At 68.7% G+C, this 1,703-nt stretch carries 1 protein-coding gene; it reads left to right on the top strand.

Annotation, left to right across the window (positions count from 1 at the left end; translation table 11 throughout):
• Positions 1–1,703, top strand: a 1,703-nt coding sequence (locus A5691_RS06955; RefSeq protein ID WP_156734772.1) for an AMP-binding protein, incomplete at both ends; no start/stop codon positions are given.

Here is a 1,703-nt window from a genome sequence, read left to right as displayed (position 1 = left end):
CAGGCCGCGTTGGCGGTGGTGTTGGGGAAGTTGGGGGCGACTTCGGATGTGGCGGTGGGCTTTCCGATCGCCGGGCGCCGTGATCCCGCGCTTGATGAGTTGGTCGGATTTTTCGTCAACACGCTGGTGTTGCGCACCAACCTGGGTGGAAATCCGACCGTGGCTGAGGTGTTGGCCCAGGTACGACAGCGCAGCCTGGCCGCCTATGAGCACCAGGATGTGCCCTTCGAAGTCCTCGTCGAACGGCTGCACCCCACCCGCAGCCTGACCCACCACCCCCTGATCCAAGTCGTCTTGGCCTGGCAGAACCTGCCCTGGCAGCATGACGGTCCGGCCGCCGGGCTGGCGCTGGGAGACGTGCGGGTCACGCCGGAGCCCGTCGACACCCAGGTCGCCCGAATGGATCTGGTGTTCTCGCTGGCCGAGCGCTGGACCGAGGACGGGCAGCCCGCCGGCATCGGGGGGGCGGTGGAGTTCCGCACCGACGTGTACAACACCGCCCGCGTCGAGGCCCTGGCCGCGCAACTGCACGACGTGTTGGTCACCATGACCGCCGACTCCGCGCGGCGTATCTCGTCGATCGAGGTGCTGGATGAGGCCGAGCGTGCGCGTCTTGAGGTGATCGGTAATCGGGCGGTGTTGAGCGGGCCGGTGCCGGTGGCGGTGTCGATTCCGGAGCTGTTCTCCGCGCAGGTGGATCGTGCGCCGGAGGCGGTGGCGATCAGCTGTGGGGGCGGGTCGTGGACGTATGGCGAGGTGGATGAGGCGTCGAATCGGTTGGCGCGCTTGTTGGTTGAGTATGGTGCCGGTCCGGGGGAGTGTGTGGGGTTGTTGGCCGAGCGCTCGGCCCGGGCCGTGGTGGCGATTTTGGCCGTGCTCAAGACCGGCGCGGCCTACCTGCCCATCGACCCGGCACTGCCGGCGGCCCGCATCGAGTTCATGCTCACCGACGCCCTACCGATCGCCGCCGTCACCACCACGGGCGTGCGATCGCGGCTCGACGGGTCGGACCTGGCGGTCATCGAATTCGACGACCCGGAAATCGCGACACAATCGGCCGACGCGCTGTCGGCGCCGTCGTCCGGGGACGTCGCGTACATCATCTACACCTCGGGCACGACCGGCACGCCCAAGGGCGTGGCCGTCACCCATCACAACGTCACCCAGTTGCTGGAGTCGGTGCACGACGAGCTGGCGCTGGGCCGGGTGTGGTCGCAGTGTCACTCGCTGGCCTTCGACTTCTCGGTGTGGGAGATCTTCGGGTCGCTGTTGCACGGCGGCCGGTTGGTGATCGTGCCCGACGCGGTGGTCCGCTCACCAGAAGACTTGCGCACCATGCTGATTCGCGAGCGGGTCAACGTGCTGAGTCACACACCGTCGGCCGTGGCGGCCTTGTCGCCCCAGGGGTTGGACTCGGTGGCGACGCTGGTGATGGGTGGGGAGCCGTGCCCGCCCGAGGTGGTGGATCGGTGGGCGCCCGGGCGGGTGATGGTCAACCAATACGGCCCCACCGAGACCACGATGTACGCGGCGATGACCAGGCCGCTGGCCGCGTGGAGCGGGACACCGCCGATCGGCTCGCCGATACCCGGCGCGGCGCTGTTCGTGCTGGACAAGTGGCTCCGGCCGGTGCCGGTGGGTGTGGTCGGTGAGTTGTATGTGGCGGGTCGGGGTGTGGCGTGTGGGTATGCGGGTCGGTCGGG

Origin of the sequence: Mycobacterium sp. E183, assembly GCF_001667735.1 — a bacterium.
Classification (GTDB): domain Bacteria; phylum Actinomycetota; class Actinomycetes; order Mycobacteriales; family Mycobacteriaceae; genus Mycobacterium.
The sequence above is the reverse complement of the archived record's forward strand: the minus strand, read 5'-3'. Positions and strand labels throughout refer to the sequence as shown.